The sequence below is a fragment of the Kocuria sp. PD6 genome, assembly GCF_031844145.1.
Lineage (GTDB): Bacteria > Actinomycetota > Actinomycetes > Actinomycetales > Micrococcaceae > Kocuria > Kocuria marina.
The window spans coordinates 279,245-296,106 of the sequence record NZ_JAUZUS010000001.1 but is presented as its reverse complement, the minus strand read 5'-3'; the positions used below and the strand labels follow the sequence as shown (position 1 = coordinate 296,106).

Genomic DNA, 16,862 nt, shown 5'->3' with positions numbered 1-16,862 from the left:
CGCTCAGTCCAGGCCGTTCGCCACGGCCCAGTCGATGCACTCCAACAGGGCGCGGACGTCCTCCGACGGTACGGAGACGAACGTGGCGATCCGCAACTGGTTGCGCCCGAGCTTGCGGTACGGCTCCACGTCCACCACGCCGTTCGCGCGCAGGACGGCCGCGATCCGGGCGGCGTCCACCGCGTCGTCGAAGTCCACCGTGCACACCACGGGGGAGCGGTGCTCGGCCAGCGTGACGAACGGGGCGGCGACGTCGCTGCGTTGCGCCCAGTCGTAGACGAGCCCCGAGGTCTCCGCCGTGCGGCGGGATGCCCAGTCCAGACCGCCCTGGGCGTTGAGCCAGCCCGCCTGCTCGTTGAGCATCACGAGCCCCGCGAGTGCGGGGGTGTTGTAGGTCTGGTGCTTGCGGGAGTTCTCCACGGCCGTGGCAAGGGACAGCACGTCCGGGATCCAGCGACCGGACGCGGCGATGCGCTCGACCCGCTCGAGCGCGGCGGGGGAGAAGGCGGCGAACCAGATCCCGCCGTCACTGCCGAAGTTCTTCTGCGGGGAGAAGTAGTAGACATCGGTCTGAGAGAGGTCGACCGCCATCCCACCCGCGGCGGACGTCGCGTCGATGACCGTCAGAGCGCCGTCGTCCGCGTGAACGCGCTGTACGGGCATGGCGACGCCGGTGGAGGTCTCGTTCTGGGGCCACGCGTAGACGTCCACCCCGGGCGCCACGCGAGGCCCCTCGGGGCGCGAACCGGCCGGGGCCTCGATGACCACGGAGGGTTCGAGAAACGGTGCGCGATCCGTCACGTGCGCGAACTTGGCGCCGAACTCCCCGAAGCTGAGGTGCTCGGCGCGCCGGGACACGAGGCTGAAGGCCGCGCTGTCCCAGAAGGTGCTGGACCCACCGAGACCCAGCACGATCTCGTACCCCTCGGGCAGTGCGAAGAACTCGGCGAGGCGCTCCTGCACCTGCGCTACCAGGTTCTTGACCGGGGCCTGGCGGTGGGACGTACCCAGCAGTGTGCTGCCACCGCGTTCGAGCGCGGCCACCTGCTCGGCCCGCACCCGGGACGGGCCCGCGCCGAAACGGCCATCCGCGGGCAACAGGGACGGGGGGATCACGGGCATGCTGGTCACGAAGGCTCCTCTGGCGGGCGGTCGGGTGTGTCCCCCATTGTGCCCGCCCGGGGAGTCGATGGCGCGTTCGAGACGCCTGCCATCAGGACACCCACTGGCTATAATTATCCTGAATCATTCAGACTAGGCTGAACGGCAGCCCCCATCGGGGGTCGTTGACCCGCGCGCTGTGGTGCGCAGAAATCTGAGGACGAACCATGAGCGGCGATCTGATCGACACCACCGAAATGTACTTGCGCACGGTGCTGGAGCTGGAGGAAGAGGGGATCACCCCCATGCGAGCCCGCATCGTGGAACGCCTGCACCACTCCGGCCCCACCGTGTCTCAGACCGTCTCCCGCATGGAGCGCGACGGCCTGCTCTCGGTCGCGCCGGACCGCTCCCTGCAACTCACCGAGGCCGGGCGCACCACCGCTGTGTCCGTGATGCGCAAGCACCGGCTCGCCGAACGACTCCTCGCGGACGTGGTGGGCCTGGACATGGCGCACGTCCACGAGGAGGCCTGCCGCTGGGAACACGTGATGAGTGAGCGCGTGGAACAGCGGCTCGTGAACCTCCTGGGGGATCCCGAGAACTCCCCGTACGGCACGCCCATCCCGGGGCGGGGCGAGCACCACGGCACCGGTGCCGCGGCTGAGGTCTTCGACGGCCTCACCCTGCTCGAGGTCGCCGGAGCCCAGGACTCCACGGAGTACGTGGTCCGGCTGCTGCCGGAAGTGGTGCAGGCGGATCAGGAACTCATCGAGATGCTCAGCTCCGCGGGCATCCTCACGGGCTCCAGGGTCACGGCCGAGATCAACCCCGGGGATGAGAACCGGGTCGTGGTGACCCGGGTCGATTCGGGAGTGTCCCTGGACCTGGACTCCGCCACCGCGCGCGCCATTCGGGTGGCCGCCGCCGAAGCCTGATCGCCGCTGCGTCTCTCCGCGGTTGCTTCCGGTGACGTCGGAACGCGACGCGCCGTGATCTTCGAGAAGTTGACCGTGATCTCCCGACGGTGTGGACAATCACGGGTGATCGGCGCGGTTTCGACCTTCGCTCACTGGGTGAGCCCCGTATCACCGCAGGTCAGGGGGCTTTTCCGTGGTGTGGGCTTTCGAGCGGGCGGCGTGCTGAGGCGGCCGATTGATATCGACGGTCGTGGTAATCCACGGTGATTCATAGCGACCGATGCCCGATGCGTGACCGGCTGTAATCAAAACGTGACATTTTCGTTATCCATCCTGTACAGTCATGCCCGTGCCGATCACTGGTCGGATCGCCACTCCCGAGCGTTCGCCGAGTTCTGCCATGCGCTCCGGGACCCGTACACAGAACATCCGCATGGCAGAAGCGGGGGAACCACTTCCGGGCTCGTTGCAATCCCACGGGTCCTTGGGGTCAAGCCAGCACGGCACCTAGGTGCGTGCGGCCGGATGTCTCCCATCCGAACCCGACAGCTCACCTCGTAGGCGCAGGGAGGAACACACATGTCTTTCATGAAGCAGAACTCTGCCCGGCACCGCGCCGAGACGAAGTCGCACCTCGTGCGTAACACCACTATCGGTACGGTCGTCGCTGGTGCCGCCGTGGTCGGCCTCGCGGCCCCCGCGCAGGCCTCGAGCGGCCTCGTCGATCTGGGCTCCACGGCTTCCTACGGCTACCAGGCGTCCACCTCCTCGGTGCAGGCCTACAACGCGTCGTACACCATGCAGACCACCAACACCGGGGGCTCCGCCGCCAGCGTGAGCACCCAGTCGAACCACTCCACGGGTGGTCTGGTGGGCACCGCCTACCAGGGCATCGGCGGCGCGTACGTCTGGGGCGGCGTTGGCTTCAAGGCCTGGGACTGCTCCGGCTTCACCCAGTGGGTCTACGCCCAGAACGGCATCAACCTGCCCCGCACCACCTGGGCCCAGTTCGCCGCTGGCACCCCCACCTCCAACCCGCAGCCCGGCGATCTGGTCTCCCAGAACGGCGGCTCCCACGTGGGGATCTACATCGGCAACGGCCAGATGATCTCCGCTCTCAATCCCTTGCAGGGCACTCAGGTTCACTCCGTGAATGCCATGCAGCTGGATGGTTACTACACCTTCCGGTGACCCGGTGACACCGCGCCCGAGCATGATGCGCGGTCCACACCGAGCCACATTGCGGCCGGGTGTACTGGCCGGGTCCCCGGACCTCGGTCGGCACACCGCGCCGGAACCACCTGAAAACCGAACGTAATCTCCCGCCCAAATCCGTGCACCGCTGCTGCGTCCTGACGGATGTGCCGGTCACCGCACACCTCCGTGCCCTGGGTGGACACGAACGTGTTAGGAAACCACACGAATGTCGAACGAAACCGCTCCTCACGCCGCCAAGGGCCTCTTCGCGGGTAAGGCCCGCACCGTCGCCGCCGTCGCGGCCTTCTCAGGTCTGGCCCTCGCGACCACCGTGTCCGTGCAGGCCACGCAGAATGCCTCCGAGCAGGCCCCCGCCGCCGCTGTGTCCGAGGCTCCCGCCTCCGACAACACGGTCTCGGCGGAGCCCGCCGCCAAGGCCGACAAGGCCCAGGAGAACGCCGCCAAGGAGCAGAAGGCCGCGAAGACCGAGAAGGCGCAGCCCGCCGCTCAGCCCTCCGTGGTCCAGGCCGCTCCCGTGGCCGACGTGACCCCGCTGCAGGCTCCCGCCGTTCCGGCTGCAGCCCCCACCGTCGTGACCGCTTCCGAGAACGTCACCTCGGTCGCCGAGCAGGCTCCGGTGGCCCAGGGCCGCCATGCCGCTCCCGCCACCGCTCAGACCGTTGCCAAGGAGGCCGCCGCCGAGCAGCGCGCCGCTGTGGCTTCCCCGGTGATCCCGAACTACGCCCCCGCCCAGGGTGCCGCTGCCGCCCAGCCCGCGTCCTACAAGGCTCCGCAGGCCCCGGCCGCTCCGAAGGCGCAGGCTGCCCCCACGGCTCAGGCCGCCACCCAGGTGACCACACAGTCCAACACCCAGGCAAAGGCCGAGGCTGCTCCCGCCGCCACCCAGGTGACCACGCAGTCCAACACCCAGGCGAAGGCTCAGGCTGCTCCCGCCGCCAAGGCCTCCTCCGTGTCCGGCTCCGCGAAGGGCCAGGCCATCCTGGGCGCCGCCGAGGCTCAGCTCGGTGTGGCCCAGGACTGCACCATGCTGGTGACCAACTCCCTCAAGGCCGTGGGCATCAACCACCACGGCTGGCCGGCCAGCTACAAGTCGCTGGGCACCCAGGTCTCCGCGGACCAGGCCCGCGCCGGTGACATCGCCTACTACGCCAACGGCGGTTCCGGCATGGCTCACGTGGCCATCTACGCCGGTAACGGCCAGGCCATCCACGGCGGTTGGAACGGTAACCAGACCGTGAAGACCAGCGCCTACGTGGGCTCCGGCCCCGAGTTCATCCGCGTCGGCTGAACCGGATCGAGTTCGGCACAGCGCTGATCCGCGCGGCGCCACACCTCGTGTCGAGTCGGGACCGGTTGTGTACCCGATCCCGATGAGAACGATGGAGAACGTACGGACCCTGTTGACCGCAGGGTCCGTACGTTTTTTCGTGCCCGGAACCCGGAACCCGGACGTGGACCGGCAGCGGTGATCACTCGGCCCTCCTAACACCCGACCCCCGTCGTGCAGGCGTCGATCGCGGATCGGCCCCAGCGATCGCGCAGCCGCGGCCCGTAGAATGGACGCCATGCCCTCCGATCTCTCCACCGCCGCACGCACCCCGCAGGACCAGGAATTCACCTACTACGCCGTGGGCATGGTTGCCGGTGCCATCCCGGGGATCGTCGTGGGGTTCATAGTGGCCGCGTTCGTGGGTCACGCCGCCATGTGGTTGTCGGTTTGCGGTGGCGTGGGGATCATCATCGGCCTCGTGGTCGCCACGGTCGTCTTCCGGCGACGCCGCGCGGCCGCCCGGGCAGCCCAGCCCACCTCGCCCGTAGCGCCGGGCGACGACGTCGCCGATCACCGCAGCTGAGCCCGTCCCCCCCCCGGGGACCCGGCACGCCGCTGTCGGCCCTCGTCGCAGACCCACCCACCGGAGAGCCGGGTCGACGTCGCTGGGTATTCGTACGGGTCCGCGTGGCCGTCCAGCCCGGCCCCGAGCTCCACGCGGCGGTGAGTTCTCTCCGTCCCCCGTTACTTCCAATCGACCTCGAAGGTCGGCTCAGGCCGCGATCAGCTGCGTGATCTCCCGTTCCAGGTTCTCCCGGGCGCGGGCCTCCCACAACGTCACCGCACGAGGATCGTGGAACAACGTGTCTTTTTCCAAGAGTCCGCGCAGGATCTCGGCGCGGCCCGCCCTGAACTGCTCTTCCGGGACGTGGGCGTACTCGCGGCGCACCGTGGTCCGATACCGCTCGTACTCGTTCTCGCTGCCGCCCAGCACGGACAGGTCCGCGTCCACGAGTCGACAGGCGTCCACGTCGCTCGGATCCGGGCGGTGGTCCACGGTCACGAGCACGAGCTCCGCCACGCGGCGCCCGATGGCCGCGGGCCACTCCGGGCCTGAGAGTCGTTGCCGGGCCAGCTCGGCGGAGTCCCGTTCGTCCTGACCTGCTTGCCCGTCATGCACGGCATCGTGGAACCACGCGGCGAGCACGAGCTCCGCGCTCGGGGCGCCGTGGGTGAGCCGGTCAATGCCTTCCAGCACGTTCAGCAGATGCGAAGGACCGTGGTAGACGCGGTGCGGTTCGCTCCAGCGGGTCAGCAGCTTGGCACCCAGGTCGGGATGCTCAGGGAAGTGGTGCGCCCAGCGGCGCGTGAGGGTCACCGCGAGCTTGGCCGGGCGGCGTCGTGCGGGGACCCGCAGGCCACTGTGGATCAGGACACGGACGAGTTTCTTGCCGTCTACAGCGAGGGCACCCGCGGCCACAGCGTCAGCGTGGCGGTGCGCGGGGACGTCGTAGTGGTCGCGGTCGAAGGCACGTTCCGAGACCCCCAGGGCGCGGGCGAACTCGTGCAGCTCGGCTAGGGAGGTGTCGGAGATCAGGTGCGAGAACACCGTGCCGTGCGCGGGCCATCGGGGTGGATCGATGTAGACGGTCATGGCTCCATTGTGCGCTGTTCCAATGTGCTCTCAACTCGCGGGGGGAACGCGCCGCCGATACAGTGGTGCAGTGTTGCCCCCGTAGCTCAGGGGATAGAGCACGGCTCTCCTAAAGCCGGTGTCGTTGGTTCGAATCCAATCGGGGGCACCGAGGACGTCCCGCCCGATATCGGGCGGGACGTCGTCATTTCCGCAGCGCATTCCCACAACCGGCCGACCCGCCCAGCGAAACCCGCCCGCCCGGTGAGAATGGCCGACCCCGCACATCAACGGGGATGTATGAGTGGAGTACAAGCAGCCCGTGGCCCTGTGACCTACGTCAGCTCAGTTGAATCGCGGCGTGGGGAAGCGCGAGGGTGTATCCCCGAGCTCAGGCGCGCGGGCGCTGGCCCGGCAGCTTGCCCTCGGAGAAGTCGTCGAGTTTGCGGCGCGTCACGGATACCGCCACGATCACGGCGATCAGCACGAGCAGAGCGAACAACACCCACCGCGCGATCACGAGCCCCGAGGCGAGTGCCACGGCGGACGCGTCCGCGGGGTCGGCCACGGCGGCGTCGAGCACGGTGTTGCCCACCAGGAAGACCACCGCGTAGACCAGGATGACCGCCCAGTACACCCATTTGCGGGCGCGCTGCGGGGTGTTGAGCCCGGTGAACAGCAGCCAGCCCAGGCACATGAGAAGGGGAGTGAAGAGCCCCGTGGTCGCGTGCACGCCCTCGTACTCGGTGCGGCCGTCCGCGCCCAGGCCGCGGGCGAAGTCCGCGAGGTGGCCCTGGGAGAAACCGCCGGCCATGAGTTCGGGTGCGGTGACGCCGCCGGCAAGGTGTCCGGAGACGCCCTGCAGCACGAGCAGGTGGTAGTAGAGCCACAGCGCGGCACCCACGAAGAACGCGACGCCCACCAGGATCCCGGCCGACGACGCCTTGGTGGGTTCCGCGGCGAGCTCACCGGGGCGCATCTCGTGGACGCTCGCGGGGCGCACTCGGGGTGCACGAGCGGGCGAGGACCCCGCCTTCGCGGAGCCCGCGTTCTCCCCGTACTTCCTGGCCTTCTGCGCTCTGGTCATACCCATGGCCCCATTATCCCCCGGGTTGTACTGTGAATGACTACGGGTACCACGCTCGATGACGAGGTGGTGAACAGGTGCCCCGCGGGCACTGCGGAAGGGTGGTGATGGTCATGGAACTCTCCATCGGCCTGCCGGACGGACTGCTCATGAGCGCGGGTGACGGCACGGAACTCACCCTGTACGAGGCCGATCACACCACGGTCCGGCGCAGGATCAACTGCTCCGTCCTGGAGGGCGCGCGGATCGCGGACATCGTGTGGTCCCACAAGCTCTCCGCCGTGATCGCCGCCGTTCCGGACAAGAACCAGTTGTTCCGCTGGGACCCGTACACCGACGCCCTCCAGGAGTACGGCGGCACAGGTGAGCCCGGCCGCCGGGACGGGAAGATCGCTCAGGCCAAGTTCGCGGCCACGGTCTCGATCACCGAGGCCGGTGACGGCAAGTTGTGGCTCGTGGACAAGGATTCCTCCGCGCTGCGCTACATTGCGATCGATACGGACCGGCCCGACGGCGATCCCCACGTGGTCACGGTCATCGGCCGCCACGGTGCCGGGTACCAGGACGGCCCCGCGGCGGACGCCAAGCTCGCCCGCCCCGAGGACCTGCAGATCCTCTACGACGGTTCCGTGGTGGTCGCGGACACCGGCAACGACGCCATCCGCCATTTGGACCCCTCCGCGGGGGAGGTCTTCACCATTTACGGCGGGCCCGACCAGGACGGGGACGACCTCGACGAAGACGTCGTGCTGCAGGCCCCGGCGCGGGTCACCGTCGCGGATTCGCACCTCTGGGTCGAGGACGCCAACGGGCGCCACCTGTTGGAACCGCGCTACGTGTGATCCGGGGTTGTCCACGGGCCGGTGAGGGCGTCCCCACCGCTGGCTAAACTGGTGCCACCATGGACTTCCTCTCTGACAATCCCCTCCTGTCCGCGGCCTCGGCGCGCTCGGCGAACGCGCCCGACTCGGACGAGTTCTCCCAGCCCACCCCGGCATCCGGGGCTCAGCTCGTGGAGGGACTGAACGACCCCCAACGCGCCGCCGTGGAGCATGCGGGTTCCCCGCTGCTCATCGTGGCCGGTGCCGGTTCCGGCAAGACCAGGGTCCTCACGCACCGGATCGCCTACTTGCTGGCCACGGGCCGCGCCCGCCGGGGGGAGATCCTCGCGATCACGTTCACGAACAAGGCCGCCGCGGAGATGCGGGAGCGGATCGTGGATCTCGTGGGGGAGTCCGCGCGCTCCATGTGGATCTCCACGTTCCACTCGCTGTGCGTGCGGGTCCTACGCCGCGAGGCCAAGACCCTGGGGCTGTCCACCAACTTCTCCATCTACGACTCCGCGGACTCCCTGCGGTTGATCACCCAGGTGGCCAAGCAGCATGAGTTGGACCCCAAGCGGTTCGCGCCCAAGGCCATCCAGCACAAGATCTCCGCCCTCAAGAACGAGCTCGTGGACGACGAGACCTACCTGGCCCGCGCGAGTTCCTCGGACCCGTTCGAGTCCGCCGTGGCCCGGGTCTACCGGGGCTACACCCAGCGGTTGCGCGCGGCCAACGCCATGGACTTCGACGACCTCATCGGCGAGACCGTGCACATGTTCCGCGCGTTCCCTCAGGTGCTCGAGTACTACCGACGCCGCTTCCGGCACGTGCTCGTGGACGAGTACCAGGACACCAACCACGCCCAGTACGCGCTCGTGCGGGAACTCGTGGGAGGCGGTTCCGAGAACCACCCGGATGACTCCGGGATCCCGCCGGCCGAACTCACGGTGGTGGGGGACTCGGACCAGTCCATCTACGCGTTCCGCGGCGCGGACATCCGCAACATCACGGATTTCGAGCGGGACTTTCCCTCCGCGCGCACCATCCTGCTGGAACAGAACTACCGCTCCACGCAGAACATCCTCTCCGCGGCCAACTCCGTGATCTCCCAGAACGCGGACCGCCGGGACAAGAAACTGTGGACCGCGGAAGGCGATGGCGCCCCCATCATCGGGTACGCCGCTGAGAACGAACACGAAGAGGCCCGCTTCATCGCGGAGGAGATCGACACGCTGCAGGACGAACACGGGATCCGCCCCGGCGACGTCGCCGTGTTCTACCGCACCAACGCACAATCGCGCTCCCTCGAGGAGATCCTGATGCGCGTGGGACTGCCCTACAAGGTGGTGGGCGGGACCCGCTTCTACGAGCGCAAGGAGATCAAGGACGCCATATCCTACCTGCGCGCGATCGCGAACCCCGCGGACGACATCACCGTGCGGCGCATCATCAACGAGCCCAAGCGAGGGATCGGGGACCGCGCCCAGGGCTCGATCGCGGCGCTCGCCGACCGCGAGGACATCTCCTTCTCCGAGGCCATGCACCGCTTGGACGAGGCACCCGCCCTGGCCACTCGCTCGGCGAACGCCATCAAGAAGTTCTCCCAGCTCATGGACGATCTCGCGGAACTCGCTCAGGGCACCTCGGTGACCGCGGTTCTCGAGGCTGTACTCGAACAGTCCGGGTACCTCGAGGCCCTGCGCACGTCCACCGACCCGCAGGACGAGTCCCGTGTGGAGAACCTCGCGGAACTCGTGGCCGTGGTGCGCGAGTTCGAGAAGGACCACCCGGACGCGGGCCTCGGGGAGTTCCTGGAACACGTGGCCCTCGTGGCGGACGCGGACCAGATCCCCACCCAGCCCGAACCCGAGGGCGGCGCGAGTGCCCAGCAGATCGCGGAGCAGGTCGCGCAAGCGCGTTCCCAGGGGGTCGTGACGCTCATGACCCTGCACACCGCCAAGGGGCTCGAGTTCCCGGTCGTGTTCCTCACGGGCATGGAGCACGGGATCTTCCCGCACCAGCGCAGCTTCGCCGACGCCTCGAGCATGGAGGAGGAACGCCGCCTCGCGTACGTGGGGATCACCCGGGCGCGCAAACGGCTGTACCTCACACGCGCCGAGTCCCGCTCCATGTGGGGGCAGTCCCAATTCAATCCCGCGAGCCCGTTCCTGGACGAGATCCCTTCGCGGTTGATCGAGTGGAAGCGCGAGGGTGCCAGTGCCGCGGGCGGATGGGGTTCGCCCGTGCACGACGGATTCCAGGCCCGCGATCCGTTGCGCGGTTCCTCGTGGGGTGCGGGCGCCGGATCCGGGGCAAGTTTCCGCAGGCTCTCACCGGCCTCCGCCGGGCGCGTGCAGCCCCAGCGGGAGATTCCTTCCCTCAGCGTGGGAGACACGGTGGAGCACAAGGCGTTCGGCCGCGGTTCCGTGGTCGCCATGGAGGGCTCCGGGGACAAGACGGTCGCCAAGGTGCGCTTCGGTGCGGAGGAGAAGCGGCTCCTGTTGCGTTACGCGCCCATGACCAAGGTCTCGTAAGGGGTACGACGCCGCGGCCCCGCCGCGCGCGGTGTCGTCCGGTGTGCCGAAACGCACCGGGCGGCTCGAACCTGCCTGGCGAACCCATCTGGCGGCCCGGCGCAGCCCGGTGTGCTGAGACGCACCCGGATGCTCGAACCGTTCGGGTGGCCCGGCGGGATCGGAGCGCAACCGATCAGGGTTGCTCCTGGCATGGAGACAGTAGAGGCGGTGGATCGCTCAGACGAAGATCAACACGAGCACGGTGAACAGCGTGGTCACGCGCAGGGACTCGCCGGAGCGGACGTGGATCACGCCCAGCAGCACGCAGCTCAACAGGGCGGTCACGCCGGCCGCCTGGCCGCCGGCGAGGAAGGCCACGGCCCCCATCGTGAGGCCCGCCACGAGACCGCCCCACGGGACCCACCGGGACCCCCGGAACGTGAGGACCTCCCGGATGGCACGGTGCGAGTACGCCAGCAGGCCCGCGACCAGGAAACTGCGGCCCACCAGGTAGCAGACCCACGCGACCATCGCGAGCCACCCGAGGGGCCCGTACACGTGGAACAGTTGCAGGTAGCGGTCCAGCGGGGCCAGACCCCACGGCGCCCCGATCAGTGCGGGCAGCACGATCGCGAGCACCACGGCCAGGACGAAGCACAACAGAATCTCCCGCCAGCGGCGGTGGTCCACCCCGCCGTCGACGCCGACTCGGCCCGCGGCGGCGTCGTCGCGCCCCGCGCCCGCTTCCTCGCTCGGCAACGGATCGACCCCGCGGCGCCGGGACCAGGCCACCAGGGCGCGCGCGAGCAGCACCCACAGTGCCCCGAGACCCACCCATTCCACGACCTGCCAGCCCAGGGGATAGAAGGTGGATACCGAACCCGTGAGGGTCAGGATCGTCCCGCTGACCACCAACTCCAGCCCGAGTGCCACGAACGAGAAGGTGGCCAACGAGGCCATGAACCCCGGGTCCGCCTCGCGGGCGTCCCAGATCTCCGGCAGTCCGATGCGTCGCATGCCCCCAGTCAACCAGCCGCTGCCGTGCGGGCGGGAATCCCGGGCCCGGTCCCGCGGTGTCCGCGGGGGCCGGGTGTGACGCGAATCAAGGGCCCATGGCCTAAAATGCTCGTGAGGGCTCTGTGAGCGCAGTGCTGCGCTGCATCCCCCCACATCAGGTCGCTCCAACCGGGGGTTCCCGGTGCGGAACGACACACCTCGACGCAGAAGGACACTTATCCGTGGACCTGTTTGAGTACCAGGCACGCGACCTGTTCGAGAAGCACGGCGTTCCCGTGCTGGCCGGCATCGTCGCCACTACCCCAGAAGAAGCCAAGGCAGCAGCAGAGAAGATCGGCGGGGTCACCGTCGTCAAGGCACAGGTCAAGGTGGGCGGCCGCGGCAAGGCCGGCGGTGTGAAGGTCGCGAAGTCCGCCGATGAGGCCTACGAGTACGCCCAGCAGATTCTGGGAATGGACATCAAGGGCCACACCGTGCACCGCGTGATGATCGCGCAGGGCGCGGACATCGCCGAGGAATACTACTTCTCCGTCCTGTTGGACCGCGCCAACCGCTCCTACCTGGCCATGTGCTCGGTCGAGGGGGGCATGGAGATCGAGCAGCTCGCCGTGGAGCGCCCGGACGCCCTGGCCCGCGTGGACGTCAACCCCGCGGAGGGCATCACCGAGGCCAAGGCCCGCGAGATCGTGGAGCAGGCCAAGTTCGACGCCGAGACCGCCGAGAAGGTCGTCCCCGTGCTCGTCAAGCTCGGTGAGGTCTACACCAAGGAGGACGCCACCCTGGTGGAGGTCAACCCGCTGGTCAAGACCAGCGACGGCGAGATCCTCGCCCTGGACGGCAAGGTCTCCCTGGACGACAACGCCGAGTTCCGCCACGAGGACCACGCGGCGCTCGCGGACAAGTCCTCCGCGGACCCCCTCGAGGAGAAGGCCAAGGAGAACGACCTCAACTACGTCAAACTCGACGGCGAGGTGGGCATCATCGGCAACGGTGCCGGTCTCGTGATGTCCACCCTGGACGTCGTGGCCTACGCCGGTGAGAAGCACGGCAACGTGAAGCCCGCCAACTTCCTGGACATCGGAGGCGGCGCGTCCGCCGAGGTCATGGCCGCCGGTCTGGACGTGATCCTCAATGACCCGCAGGTCAAGTCCGTGTTCGTCAACGTCTTCGGTGGCATCACCGCGTGCGACGCCGTTGCCAACGGCATCGTGAAGGCGCTGGACATCCTCGGTGACTCCGCCACCAAGCCCATCGTGGTGCGTCTGGACGGCAACAACGTCGAGGAGGGCCGCCAGATCCTGCGCGAGGCCAACCACCCGCTGGTCACCTCCGCGGACACCATGGACTCCGGCGCCGACAAGGCGGCCGAGCTGGCCCACTCCGCCAAGTAATCGCCCACGCGAACAGCTATCAGGAAGAAGACATGTCGATCTTTTTGAACAAGGACTCCAAGGTCATCGTTCAGGGCATCACCGGCGGCGAGGGCACCAAGCACACCGCGCGCATGCTCGCTGCCGGCACGAACGTGCTCGGCGGTGTCAACGCCCGTAAGGCGGGCACCACGGTGAACCACCAGGACAAGGACGGCAACGCCGTCGAACTGCCCGTGTTCGGCAGCGTGAGCGAGGCCGTGCAGGAGACCGGGGCGAACGCGTCGATCGTGTTCGTACCGCCGGCCTTCTGTAAGGACGCCGTGATCGAGGCCATCGACGCCGAGATCCCGCTCGTGGTGGTCATCACAGAGGGCATCCCCGTGCAGGACTCCGCCGAGTTCTGGGCGCACGCCAAGGCGAACACCGGCGCGGACGGCAAGCCAAAGACCCGGATCATCGGCCCCAATTGCCCGGGCATCATCTCCCCCGAGGAGTCGCTGCTGGGGATCACCCCCGCGAACATCACGGGCAAGGGCAAGCTGGGCCTGGTCTCCAAGTCCGGCACGCTGACCTACCAGATGATGTACGAACTGCGGGACCTGGGCTTCACCACGGCCATCGGCATTGGCGGTGACCCGGTCATCGGCACCACGCACATCGACGCCCTCGAGGCCTTCGAGGCGGACCCCGAGACCGAGGCCATCGTGATGATCGGTGAGATCGGCGGCGACGCCGAGGAGCGCGCCGCGGAGTTCATCAAGGCGAACGTGACCAAGCCCGTGGTGGGCTACGTCGCGGGCTTCACCGCTCCCGAGGGCAAGACCATGGGCCACGCCGGCGCCATCGTCTCTGGTTCCTCGGGCACGGCCCAAGCCAAGAAGGAGGCCCTCGAGGCCGCCGGTGTGAAGGTGGGCAAGACCCCGTCGGAGACCGCGCAGCTCATGCGGGAGATCTTCGAGGGCAAGTAAGCCCCTCCCGGCGCTTCGCCGCCGGTGCATCCACGACGACGCCGCTCGCCCACCTCGGTGGAGGAGCGGCGTCGTTCGTCGTGGTGCCGTTCGGACGCGAGCGTCAGCCGGTGAGGGACAGCGGCGCGGTTCGTCGTGGTGCGAGTCGAGCGCCGGCCGGACGGGATGCGGGCGCGCGATGAGGACCGTGACTCGGGCCGGGACTCAGGCCAGGACGATGGTCCGATTGCCGGAGATCACCACTCGACCCTCCGCGTGCCACTTCACGGCGCGGGACAGGGCCTGGGTCTCCGCCTCGGAACCCACCGCCACGAGGTCCTCCGGGGTGTGCGCGTGATCCACCGGGATCACGCGCTGCGCGATGATCGGACCCTCGTCCAGGTCCGGGGTGACATAGTGGGCGGTGGCCCCGACCATCTTGACCCCGTGCTCGTAGGCCTGGTGGTACGGCTTGGCGCCCTTGAAGGAGGGCAGGAACGAGTGGTGGATGTTGATGCACCGACCCGCGAGCTGTTGCGTGAGCTCGTCCGAGAGGATCTGCATGTAGCGGGCCAGCACCACGAGTTCGGTGTCGTAGGACGCGGCGATCTCGAGCAGTTGCGCCTCGGCCTGCGGCTTGGTGTGCCGGGTGACGGGCACGTGGTGGAACGGCACACCGTAGAAGTCCACGAGGGGTTGCAGGTCCGTGTGATTGGACACCACACCCACGATCTCGATGGGCAGCGAGCCCACGCGCGCTCGGTGGAGCAGGTTCACGAGGCAGTGCGAGATTTTGGAGACCATGACGAGCACACGGGTCTTGTGCCGGGCGTCCACCAGACGGAAGCGCATGTCGTGCTTCTCGGCCACCGGGCGGAACCCCTCGATCAGGGACTCAGTGGTCACGGTGCCCGGTTCGCTCATGGTGTGGCAGCGGATGAAGAATTCGTCGTTGTGCCGGTCCGAGAAATGCTTGACGTCGAAGATGTCGCAACCCTGCTCCGTGAGGTTCGACGCCACGGCGCTCACGAGACCGTAGGCCTCGGGGCAGTGGACGGTCAGGACGTGTTCATCGGACGTGGGCTGCTGGGCCGACATGAGGGGATACTCCTGGGATCGCGGAACGGGGAACGGAGCGGCCCCGGAGCGCGGGATGTCATCCGTCCGGGGACCGCAGACGATCTTATCGCCCCGGGCTACACAGCGCGCGGGACGGTCCGGATCTCGGAAGGGGCGTTAACGACCGGTGGCCGCGGGAGCGGACGGTAGGAGCCCGTCCGGCGCGGGGAGAGGTGCGCCTCTGCGAGAGAACCCGCAGCCACCGGCAGGCGATAACGCCTCAACGGGATCAAGCCGTGGGCTGAGCGGCTACCGACGCACAGCATCAGCCACAGAGCACCCCCCAGTGCATGTGTGGCGATTTCCCTGTGCGAAGTCTCCCGTTGCGGTGGTTCGTAGAACCACGCCCCCAGAATATCGGAATTTCTCAGATGACTCGGAGCCGGTGAAGTTTCATGGAGTGTGGTTAGTGCCAATCGGCCCACTGATTTATGCGTATAAATCAGCCGGAAATTGATCCCTTAAAGCCGCCCTGACCTGCAATAACAGGGTTTTTCGCCTAGTGAGCGAAGGTTAACAAATGCTAATGAGCAAGTATCTCAACAATGCTCACTGCACTTGTGGGCGATAGAGGGGACAAGAAATGCCTCCTGATTGGGGACACGCACCACTTTTATGTCGTACAAATTACACTTCTGCCTACGGAGAACAGTCGCCGTTCGGTACTCACGAGACCGTCGTGTTGAATGCGAGCCCCAGAAGGTAGGTGGCGATCGCGGCCCCGTACCCGATCCCGAGCTGCCGCAGTCCCCGCCTGACCGGGGAGGCGCCGGAGAGCAGGCCCACGAAACCGCCCGTGATCAACAACGCGATGCCCACGAGCGTCATTCCCACGGCCATGGCCACTCCGCCGCCCAGGCCGAAGAGGTAGGGCAGGATCGGGATGATCGCCCCGGACGCGAAGAAGCAGAAGCTCGACGCCGCCGCCCCCAGATCGGTGCCCAGGGCCTGGTTGTCGTCCGCGGCGGGAAGCTCCTCGTCCGGTTCCGTGTTGAGCACACGACGCGCCTTCTCGTCTTGGAACGACAGCGATGGATCGCAGTCGCAGTCGAAGTGTCCGAGTCGCTCGGCCGCCCGGTGTTCTGCAGCCTTCTCACTCATGCCCCGGGCCCGGTAGATCAGTGTGAGCTCGTTGGCGTTCAGGTCCAACGCTGGCGCCACGCGCAGGGTCACCTGGGTGGGTTGGGAGGCGTCCAGCAGTTCCCGCTGGGATCGCACGGAGACGTATTCGCCCGCTCCCATGGACAGGGCACCCGCGAGCAGTCCGGCGATGCCCGAGAACAGCACCAGGGAGCTGGACGTGCCCGTGGCGCCCACGCCCATCACCAGGGCCAGGTTGGACACCAGGCCGTCGTTGGCGCCGAACACGGCGGCCCTGAAGTTGCCGGACAACCGCGTGCGGCCATCGGTTGCGAGCGCGCGGATGATCTCCTCGTGGACGGCCTCGTCCGCCGCCATGGCGTCCGTGGCATCCGGGTCCTCGCGGTACGGGGAGCGGGACTCGGCGCGCTGAAGCAGCGCCAGGACGAAAACGGATCCCACGTGCTTGGCCAAGAACATGAGCAGTTGCGCTTGCAAGGCGGGTCTCGCCGGACGATCGGCGTGGGGTCCGAGCAGACGACGCCAGTGTTCGGCGTGGCGGCCCTCCGCCTCGGCCACGCTCTGCAAGATCTCGGCATGGCGGCCCGAGCTGTGGCGGGCCAGGTGTTCGTACGTGGCGGCCTCGGCGAGTTCGTCCGCGAGGTAGTGACGCCACCTGCGGATCTGGGCGGCAGTGGGTTCCGGTGACTCGGGAAGGGTGGAGGAAGCGCTGTGGTGTTCGGGCATGTACCCGTAT

Annotated in this window: 14 protein-coding genes, 1 tRNA gene and 1 riboswitch; of the genes, 9 read left to right on the top strand and 6 right to left on the bottom strand. The window is 68.1% G+C overall.

Annotated elements, in window-relative coordinates; translation table 11 throughout:
• Positions 1–3: 3 nt before the first annotated feature.
• Positions 4–1,122: a phosphoserine transaminase gene (gene serC / locus Q9R22_RS01385; protein ID WP_131333983.1), complete on the bottom strand. Its 1,119-nt coding sequence runs from the start codon at positions 1,120–1,122 to the stop codon at positions 4–6.
• Positions 1,123–1,328: 206 nt separating this feature from the next.
• Here serC and Q9R22_RS01380 point away from each other — a divergent pair, with 206 nt between their 5' ends.
• The 4 genes from Q9R22_RS01380 to Q9R22_RS01365 all read left to right on the top strand — a co-directional run bounded on the left by Q9R22_RS01380 (position 1,329) and on the right by Q9R22_RS01365 (position 5,092).
• A complete protein-coding gene (locus Q9R22_RS01380; RefSeq protein ID WP_064847209.1) occupies positions 1,329–2,039 on the top strand; it encodes a metal-dependent transcriptional regulator in 711 nt (236 codons plus the stop codon).
• Between the two features lie 358 nt (positions 2,040–2,397).
• Positions 2,398–2,597: riboswitch (cyclic di-AMP (ydaO/yuaA leader) on the top strand.
• Between the two features lie 3 nt (positions 2,598–2,600).
• The gene (locus tag Q9R22_RS01375) at positions 2,601–3,212 is read left to right on the top strand and encodes a C40 family peptidase (RefSeq protein ID WP_131333342.1); all 612 of its coding nucleotides are present in this window, start codon (positions 2,601–2,603) and stop codon (positions 3,210–3,212) included.
• A 232-nt stretch (positions 3,213–3,444) separates the two neighbouring features.
• Positions 3,445–4,527, top strand: a complete 1,083-nt coding sequence (locus Q9R22_RS01370; protein ID WP_131333341.1) for an NlpC/P60 family protein — start codon at positions 3,445–3,447, stop codon at positions 4,525–4,527.
• 277 nt (positions 4,528–4,804) lie between these two features.
• Positions 4,805–5,092 carry a hypothetical protein gene (locus Q9R22_RS01365; RefSeq protein ID WP_165489809.1) on the top strand — a complete coding sequence of 96 codons (288 nt, stop codon included), beginning with the start codon at positions 4,805–4,807 and terminating at the stop codon, positions 5,090–5,092.
• A 189-nt stretch (positions 5,093–5,281) separates the two neighbouring features.
• On the opposite strand, the gene Q9R22_RS01360 is transcribed toward Q9R22_RS01365, so the two are convergent.
• Complete coding sequence (locus Q9R22_RS01360) at positions 5,282–6,163, bottom strand: DUF4031 domain-containing protein (RefSeq protein ID WP_131333339.1); 882 nt, start codon at positions 6,161–6,163, stop codon at positions 5,282–5,284.
• 75 nt (positions 6,164–6,238) lie between these two features.
• Here Q9R22_RS01360 and Q9R22_RS01355 point away from each other — a divergent pair.
• A tRNA-Arg gene (locus Q9R22_RS01355) sits at positions 6,239–6,311 on the top strand.
• Between the two features lie 222 nt (positions 6,312–6,533).
• On the opposite strand, the gene Q9R22_RS01350 is transcribed toward Q9R22_RS01355, so the two are convergent.
• Positions 6,534–7,235, bottom strand: coding sequence for a hypothetical protein (locus Q9R22_RS01350; protein WP_131333338.1), 702 nt, complete (start codon positions 7,233–7,235; stop codon positions 6,534–6,536).
• 107 nt (positions 7,236–7,342) lie between these two features.
• On the opposite strand from Q9R22_RS01350, the gene Q9R22_RS01345 reads away from it, so the two are divergent.
• Positions 7,343–8,071, top strand: a complete 729-nt coding sequence (locus Q9R22_RS01345; protein WP_231885634.1) for an integrase — start codon at positions 7,343–7,345, stop codon at positions 8,069–8,071.
• Between the two features lie 59 nt (positions 8,072–8,130).
• Positions 8,131–10,587, top strand: a complete 2,457-nt coding sequence (gene pcrA / locus Q9R22_RS01340) for a DNA helicase PcrA (RefSeq protein WP_131333337.1) — start codon at positions 8,131–8,133, stop codon at positions 10,585–10,587.
• Between the two features lie 219 nt (positions 10,588–10,806).
• On the opposite strand, the gene Q9R22_RS01335 is transcribed toward pcrA, so the two are convergent.
• Positions 10,807–11,586 (bottom strand): hypothetical protein, encoded by a 780-nt coding sequence (locus Q9R22_RS01335; RefSeq protein ID WP_131333336.1) that lies wholly within the window; start codon positions 11,584–11,586, stop codon positions 10,807–10,809.
• 221 nt (positions 11,587–11,807) lie between these two features.
• On the opposite strand from Q9R22_RS01335, the gene sucC reads away from it, so the two are divergent.
• Both sucC and sucD read left to right on the top strand, forming a co-directional pair.
• On the top strand, positions 11,808–12,977 hold the full coding sequence (gene sucC / locus Q9R22_RS01330) for an ADP-forming succinate--CoA ligase subunit beta (protein WP_131333335.1): 1,170 nt from the start codon (positions 11,808–11,810) through the stop codon (positions 12,975–12,977).
• A 32-nt stretch (positions 12,978–13,009) separates the two neighbouring features.
• A complete protein-coding gene (gene sucD / locus Q9R22_RS01325; protein WP_064847200.1) occupies positions 13,010–13,927 on the top strand; it encodes a succinate--CoA ligase subunit alpha in 918 nt (305 codons plus the stop codon).
• Positions 13,928–14,131: 204 nt separating this feature from the next.
• Here the strand turns inward: sucD and purU are convergent, their stop codons facing one another.
• Together purU and Q9R22_RS01315 are read right to left on the bottom strand one after the other, a co-directional pair.
• The gene (gene purU, locus Q9R22_RS01320; protein ID WP_311253950.1) at positions 14,132–15,004 is read right to left on the bottom strand and encodes a formyltetrahydrofolate deformylase; all 873 of its coding nucleotides are present in this window, start codon (positions 15,002–15,004) and stop codon (positions 14,132–14,134) included.
• A gap of 687 nt (positions 15,005–15,691) precedes the next feature.
• Entirely contained in the window at positions 15,692–16,852 is a 1,161-nt protein-coding gene (locus Q9R22_RS01315; protein WP_131333333.1) for a VIT1/CCC1 transporter family protein, read from the bottom strand.
• Positions 16,853–16,862: the final 10 nt, after the last annotated feature.